5 protein-coding genes are annotated in these 7,661 nt (G+C 64.9%); all 5 read right to left on the reverse strand.

The window, feature by feature from the left end; all coding sequences use genetic code 11:
- Positions 1–429 precede the first annotated feature (429 nt).
- Positions 430–1,362 carry a lysine exporter LysO family protein gene (locus Q0602_RS23795; RefSeq protein WP_298848589.1) on the reverse strand — a complete coding sequence of 311 codons (933 nt, stop codon included), beginning with the start codon at positions 1,360–1,362 and terminating at the stop codon, positions 430–432.
- A 135-nt stretch (positions 1,363–1,497) separates the two neighbouring features.
- Complete coding sequence (locus tag Q0602_RS23800; protein WP_298848591.1) at positions 1,498–2,220, reverse strand: hypothetical protein; 723 nt, start codon at positions 2,218–2,220, stop codon at positions 1,498–1,500.
- Positions 2,221–2,471: 251 nt separating this feature from the next.
- The gene (locus tag Q0602_RS23805) at positions 2,472–4,904 is read right to left on the reverse strand and encodes a membrane-bound PQQ-dependent dehydrogenase, glucose/quinate/shikimate family (protein WP_298848593.1); all 2,433 of its coding nucleotides are present in this window, start codon (positions 4,902–4,904) and stop codon (positions 2,472–2,474) included.
- Between the two features lie 99 nt (positions 4,905–5,003).
- The gene (locus Q0602_RS23810) at positions 5,004–5,933 is read right to left on the reverse strand and encodes a glyoxylate/hydroxypyruvate reductase A (RefSeq protein WP_298848595.1); all 930 of its coding nucleotides are present in this window, start codon (positions 5,931–5,933) and stop codon (positions 5,004–5,006) included.
- 82 nt (positions 5,934–6,015) lie between these two features.
- Positions 6,016–7,422 (reverse strand): PLP-dependent aminotransferase family protein, encoded by a 1,407-nt coding sequence (locus Q0602_RS23815; protein ID WP_295035988.1) that lies wholly within the window; start codon positions 7,420–7,422, stop codon positions 6,016–6,018.
- Between the last annotated feature and the right edge of the window lie 239 nt (positions 7,423–7,661).

Consider the following 7,661-nt stretch of genomic DNA (forward strand, 5'->3'; position numbering starts at 1 on the left):
CATTGCCTTGCCGGTCTACGTGGATATCAAAGCGGTGACGGGGGAGAGTGGCGAACCTCCCGCGCTGCCAGGCAGCTATACGCCGGAGGATGAACAGCAGCGCTTGGGTGATCTGGCGCAGAACGCCCGCGATATCGGCAACACCCTGCTCAGCGCCCACAAGGGCAGTGGCCAAGTCGCCGGTGCGTGCCTGGTGCTATGGAGCCTGATCGTCTCCTGGCAAGAAGGCGCCTTCGTGGACGATGAGGAGGGCGCCGACTGGAGCAAGATCATCGGCTCTGGTGTCAGCGTGGCAAGTGGCGCGATGGCGGGTATCGAAGGTTACCACAAGATCCGCATGGCGAGCCTGGGCTTGCCTATCGCATCCTTGGCGGCTTCCAGCCAGTCGTCGATAAGCCTGGGCGCCCGGCGAGGCCAGCGAGCCTTGGCTCAGGTAAACGATAGCAACAGCAGGATCAGCGGTGGGGAGAGCAGTGACAGCAGGAACCCGCTGACGATCGCCAGAGGCACGCAGGTGATGCCACCGTACTGCTGGATCACCGGCAGGCTCACATCCATCGATGTCGCGCCGGCATAGCCGATCGCCAGCGGCATGGCGCGACGGATGAACAGCGGTACCAGCAGGAAGGCCAGCAGTTCCCGGGCCAGGTCGTTGAAGAAGGCGGCGCCGCCGAGCACCGGGCCGAGCTGGTCGCCGATCAGGATGCCGGAGAGCGAGTACCAGCCAAACCCGGCGGCCATCGCCATCCCCTCGTTCCAGGGCAACTGGAGCAGCGGTGCCGCGATCAGCCCCGCCAGCATCGAACTCGCGGACACGGTCGCCGCGATCGCCAGCCCCAATCGGTTGAGCAGAATCTGGCGCAGTCCGAGCCCGGAGTTGCGAAGCTGGCAGCCGATCAGGAAGAGCAGGGCGTAGAGCGCCCAGGTCGCCAGTGTTTCCGCCAGCGAGGCCAGGTGCCATCCCAGCAGCTGGGCGCCCGCGCCGATGATGACGCCGAGCAGCACCACACCCGCCAGTTGCAGCGAGCCCAGCATCGCCTGCAGCTTGCCGGCGGGCGCGGCGTTGTCCTTGCTGTCCACCAGCGATTGACGGCGAGCCAGCCGTTGACGCGATAACCATGCCAGCGCCAGCAGATTGATCGGCGAGATCACCAGGAACAGGATCAGTGCCGTGGATCCGATGCGGGACAACTGCCCGAGCAGGTTCTCCATCCCGCCCAGACTGATGCCCATCAGCAGCAGGATCACGTAGACCGAGGCACTGACGCCGCGATCGATGGCCTGACGAATCCAAGCCTGGTGAACGGGGATCAGGTAGCCCACGATCAATGGCAGCAGTATCCACAACAACCCCAGCAGCATGACCTCTCCCGAAGCGAACCCATGAGTCACCGACAACGATGCGGCACGAAAAAAACGGACGCCGATGAATCGGCGCCCGTGATTGGCAATGAACTCTAGAGGATACGCGCTGAAGAGGGAAGAACGGCTGGCCGGTTATCCGCCGTTGGTGCTTGCCGGGGCTGCGCTGGAGGGGGCGAGCGTCAGATCGGTGAGGGTCAGGTGGCTGCGTTCCTCGTCGTCGCGTACGTAGCGCATCTTGAGCAGCAGGCCGGGGATTTCGCGGTGAAAGGTGAAATAGAGATGTCGGCCCTGTTTGTCGGGGTCCCAGGTGTCCACGGTAACGCCCGGAAACGTGCCGGCGGGCGTCTCGATGTCGCTACGATCGACCACCCGGTAGTAGAGCATCTCCGTCTTGCCCTTGTGATTCTGATAGTCGAGCTGGCAGGGCGAGACCTGAGTGCTGGCGCAGCGGGCACCCGGCGCCTTGCGCGAGAGATCGAAAAGGGCGGTCTGGCGGTCCGGTAGCGCCTGCAACTGGGACCGGTCCAGATGATAGTCGTCGCCGATTCCCACCAGCGAGTAGGCACTGGTGTAGTCCAGCGCCTGCACGCGATCGCCATCGAGCTGAAATCGCCCGCGTTCCTCGCCGCTGGCGACCTTGATGCTCGCTCGCATGTCGCTCTCCCAGACATCGCCGGTTTGCAAGTCATTACCCAGGTGCGAGAGCTTGTGGGTGATCGTCGCATCCGGCCAGCCGCTGATATCGAGTCGATAGTGGGCGGTGAACGGCGTCGGTGCGGCCAGTGCCAGACTAGTCCAGCAGGCCAATGCCAGTGCGGCCGTTGCCTTGAACGCTTGGCGATAGTTGAGTGACATGGTTTCCCTTGCAACGTGTTTCAGTGGGGCGGTTCTCGCACGTTCAGTCGAGTGAGACATCAGACGCCGAATTGCTGACGGTGTTCCCAAAGGTGCCATTTGTGGACCTCATCTCGATATGCCGCCGGAGGCCGAGGGCCGGTCAGTGCTACTGGTATGGCGCCAGCGCGCTTACGGGGAGGGCGGCAGGCCGTGCCAACGACAACGGGACCCGCAGGCCCCGTTGATCGGTCATGGCAGACGCTTCGACGTCAGTCGTTATCCGGCAGAGCGTAGGCGATCACATAGTCGCCGCGATCCGCGGATTGGCGGGCACCGCCGGCGGAGATGAGGATGTACTGCTTGCCGGTCTCCGGCGAGACGTAGGAGATCGGCGTGCCCTGGCTGCCGACCGGCAGGCGAGCCTTCCAGACTTCTTTGCCAGTCGCCGAGTCGAAGGCGCGTAGCCAGTAGTCCTGGGTCGCGGCAAAGAATGTCAGGCCGCCCTGGGTCGTCAGCGAGCCGCCGATGGTCGGCATGCCGACCGGCATGGGCATGCGCAGCTTGGTGCCGAACATCACCGTGTCCTGGATCGTGCCCAGCGGGACTTCCCAGTTGACCTTCTGGGTCTTCATGTCGATCGCGGTCAGGCTGCCGAACGGCGGCTCCTGGCAGGGAATACCGAGCGGAGACAGGAAGCGGTCCTTGACCACCGAGTAGGGTGTGCCCTTGAGCGGCACCGCACCCATGGCAGCGTTGACCGCTTCGCCACCCTGGGAGGCGGCGGCATCCTTGTCCTGCGGTTCCATGTGGACCCACAAGCCCAGGCGCATGTCATTGACGTAGAGTGTCTGGGAGGTCGGGTCGTAGGAGAATCCGCCCCAGTTCATACCGCCCAGCGAGCCCGGGTAGGAGAGCGAGTAGTCGGTATCCGGCGCGGTGAACAGCCCGTCGTAGCGATAGCCCTTGAAGATGTAGCGGCACATCAGCTGGTCGAACGGCGTGGCGCCCCACATGTCCGCTTCTGTCAGGTGCTCGGCACCGATCTGCGGCATGCCGACGGAGACCGGCTGGGTCGGCGAGTACTTTTCGTTGGGGATAGTCGCGGGCTCGACCCTCTTCTCGACAACGTCGGTCAGCGGCTCTCCGGTCAACCGGTCCAGCACGAAGATCTGGCCGACCTTGCTGCCGAAGGTGAGCGCCGGGGTTGTCGAGCCATCCGTTTCGGGAAAGTCGATCAGCGTCGGCTGCATCGGCACGTCGTAATCCCACAGATCGTGGTGGACCGTCTGGTAGTGCCACTTCTCCTCGCCAGTGGTGGCGTCGAGCGCCAGCATGGTCGCGCCGTACTCCTCGTCTTCCGGGGTGCGCTCCGGACCCCAGAGGTCGATGGCGGCGCCACCTACCGGCATGAAGAGGATATTGGAAGCCGGGTCGTAGGTCATCGGCGCCCAGACGTTCGGCGTCGAGCGCACGTAGTTGTCACCGGGGGCCGGCGCTTCCCGATCCTGCGGATTGCCGGGATCGAACGCCCAGCGCATCTCGCCGGTAATGACATCGAAACCCCGCATGACACCGCCGGGCATGTCGAGGGCGACGTTGTCGGCCACGCGGCCGCCGACGGCGACGGTGGTGCCCGCTACCGTTGGCGGCGACGTCAGGGAGTAGAGCGGTGCCTTGGCGTCGCCCAACCCGGCCTTGAGATCGACGCGGCCGTTGTCGCCGAAGCTCTGGCACAGCTCACCGGTTTCAGCATCCAGGGCGACCAGAACGGCGTCGATGGTATTCATGAAGATGCGGCGGCGGCAGGCCGTGGCATCGGCGGCGAGGGACGGCTGTGGAACCGGCGAGGCATCGCCCAACGTCGGCTGCTGGACCGGCTCGTCGGCATCGAAATAGGCCAGTCCACGGCAGCGCACCCAAGTCTTGGTGTCGGTGGGGAACTCATGGCGCCATTTCTCTTCGCCGGTATCCGCATCGACCGAAATCACGGTGTTGGACGGCGTGCAGAGATAAACGGAATCGCCGACCTGCAGCGGCGTTTGCTGATCCTCGAAACCCGCCCCGGTGGGGCTAAGCGGTGTGTCGCCGGTATGGAAGGTCCAGGCGACCTCGAGGGAGTCGACGTTGTCTCGGTTGATCTGATCGAGCGCAGCGAAGCGATTGCCACTGCCGTCCGAGCTGTAGTGATCCCAGTCCACCTGACGGGTGGCATCGGTAACCGGGGTCTCGCCGGTGGCGGCGACGCTGTTGTGGATGCCATGGGGCTGGAACATGCCCCAGGTCATGCCGACGATAGCGATCAGTGCGACGGCGGCAGCGCCAAGGCTGATGCCTTTGTTGGCTTGAAGGCCGGCTCGCTTCAGGATCAGCGGTTGAATCAGCAGCAGCAGGAACAGTGCGCACAGGAAGGTGAAGATACGCGCGTGCAGCGCCCAGAAATCCAGCCCCGCTTCCCAGAACGCCCAGATGATGGTGGCAATGAAGGCAATCAAATAGATGGCCAGTGCCTTGGTGCCACCGCGAACGATTTCGATGCCCGTGGCAGCTAGCGCCAGACCCATCAGCAAGTAATACCAGCTGCCTCCGCGACCGATCAGCATGGCGCCGCCGATCGCGAGCCCCAATCCCAATATGGCGAAGACGGCGCCGACCACGATCAGCAGGGCGCTGATGGGCCTGGATACCCGGTTTGTTTGTCTCATCCCTCGAATCCCCTTTGATAAGCATCGGGGATTCTACTCAAGACGAAAGTCTTAAGCCATCTTGTTAGCATGCTACATGATTGGTTTCGTGCCTTGCACTCAATACCCCGCGTCGGGATCGACGGTCTCGACCGCCTTGCCTTTCGACATCGCGTCCAGTGCATCGGCGACCTGATCGGCGGCGGCGCCGATCGGCGTCGGCCCGGCCATGTGCGGGGTGATCAGGATGCGTGGGTGGCGCCATAGCGGGCTGTCCGCCGCCAGCGGTTCACTCGGGAAGGCGTCCAGCAGGGCGCCGCGCAGGCGACCTTCGGACTCTTCCTCGCCGAGTGCGTCGAGCAGGGCGGGCTCGTCGATCAGGGTGCCGCGACCGGGATTGATCAGGCTGGCGCCAGCGGGGAGCTTGGCCAGGTTATCGCGGTCGATGATGTGCCGCGTGGCCGGTGTGTCCGGTAGCAGCGTGATCAGCGTCTTGACCTGGCGCAGCAGCGTATCGAGACCGCGATCGCCGTGATGGCAGGCGATGCCCTCGATCTGCTTGGGCGAGCGGCTCCAGCCGTGGATGGGGTAACCATCGGCGGCAAGCATCTGGGCCACGCGGGTGCCGATCGCGCCTAGGCCGAGGACACCAACCGGCCAGTCGGGCTTGTCGACCACCGGCACCTCGCGCCATTCGCTGTTCGCCTGCTGGCGCCGATAGCGGTCGAAATCGCGCTGAAAATGCAGTACGCCGTAGCGGGCGTAGTCGCCGATCAGTTCGCCCATGCCGGCGTCGCGTAGTTTGACGATGGGGATCTCGCGGGGCCGCGATGGGTTCTGCAGCAGGGCATCCACCCCGGCACCCAGGTTGACGATGCCCTGGAGCGCCGTCTGCTCGTCGAACACCGACGCCGGCGGCTTCCAGGCGACCAGGTAGTCCACCTGCGGGTTGCCGCTGTCCGCCGCGACGTGGATCTCGGCGTCCGGCAGGCGCTCGAGCAGGATGTTGCGCCACTGCTCGGCGTCATCGTGGTAGATCAGGACTCGCATCTCGGCTCCGTCGTCGCTGTGTGGTCATGTCTCGTCATCATGGCAGGTTGTGCGTGGCGAAAGAAATTTCCGCTCGTCGCTCTCAATACGCGATCTCCAGCATCGGTGGCGGCGCTTCGCCCAGCAGTTGGCTCAGCACGTCCAGGCCGCTGGCCAGGCGTGCCAGATCCGGTTCGGCTCCCAGGCTGATGCGCACGCGCCGCGGCATGGCGGACTGCTCGACCAGGAACGGCTGGGCGGTGGTGATGGCGACACCTTCCTGGCGCGCCTGCTGCTGAAGCTCTTCCGCCCGCCACGGCTCCGGCAGCGCCAGCCAGATATGCAGGCTGCTGGGGCGCGATTCGATGGCATGCCCCGCCAGCTTGCGCGCCGCCAGTTGCTGCCGCTCTGCCAGCAACTGGCGCTGTTCGTGAGCCAGCGTATCGACCATGCCGCTGGCCAGCCAGTAATCCGCCAGTTCGAACACCAGCGGCGTGGCCATCCAACTGGTGGCGCGCAGCCTCGGCAAGGTGTGGTGCATCTGGCCGCGGGGCACGCTGAGATAGCCGGCTCGCAGTCCGGGAACGGTCGCCTTGGTCAGACTGGTGACGTGAAAGCTCTGCTGGGGCAGCCTGGCGGTCAGGGACCTGAGGCCCGCGGGCTCCAGCAGCGCATGCACGTCGTCCTCGATCAGCCAGACATCGTGACGCAGCAGGATCTCCGCCACGACGTCGCGGCGGGCGTTTTCCATGGTCGCACCGGTGGGGTTGAGCTGGGTCGGGGTCAGGCAGACGGCTCGCGGGCGGTATTTGACGATGGCCGCCTCCAGCGCCTCGGGAATGACACCCTGATCGTCGATCGCCACGCCGTGGAGCTGGAAACCGAGCGTGCGCGCCAGCGCGATCAGGCCGTGATCGGTCAGCATCTCCGTCAGCACGATATCGCCATGCTGGACCACCGTGGCGATGGCCAGCATCAGCCCATGGGCTGCGCCATTACAGAGCAGCCGGTCATCGGCCTCGCCAGGGACGCCGAGACGTTCCTTCAGCCAGGCGTTGGCGCGCTCGCGCTGGTGCTGCAGGCCGGCGATCGGCCGGCAGGCGCCGATCACGTCGGCATGGGCGGTCCTGGCGAGTTCCGCCAACGCCTCGCGAAAGCGTCGATGGTGGGAAGGCGGACAGACCGGATGGGCGATCGACAGGTCGATGGGGGCGGCGTCGGTGACGGCAGCCGGCGCGCGCAGGTACTCGTTCTCGGAATCGCCCTCGGCATCGCGAATCCAGGTGCCGCTGCCGACCCGCGCCTGGACGAGGCCGCTCTTCTCGGCCTGCTCGTACGCGCGGGAAACGGTCTGCACGCTGACGCCCAGCGTCTCGGCGAGCTCGCGATGGGTCGGCAGGCGCATGCCGGGAGAGAGCACGCCGTGGCGAACCGCCTCGGCGAGGGCGCGAGCGATGGAAAGATATTTGGGGCCGTGCCCGCCGAGGAAGGGCGTCAGGTCGATTGTCATGATGCAATAAAGCCTTTGACGGCACGCTGAGCGACGATGCTACTATCATCGTCGATGCATTGACCGATAATTGTCATGAATGTTGCCAAGTAAATCATGACAATTTCACACCCGGTCGGCAAGCGGCAGGACACTCGGCTCGATCCCCTCGACCGCCGATGTCCCAACAATTCGGTCCCGTTAGTCGAGTGGCTCCATGTTTCAGGTTTCTTTACCTTTCTCGCGTGAAGAGTACGCCA

It is taken from the genome of uncultured Salinicola sp. (genome assembly GCF_937921195.1).
GTDB lineage: Bacteria > Pseudomonadota > Gammaproteobacteria > Pseudomonadales > Halomonadaceae > Salinicola.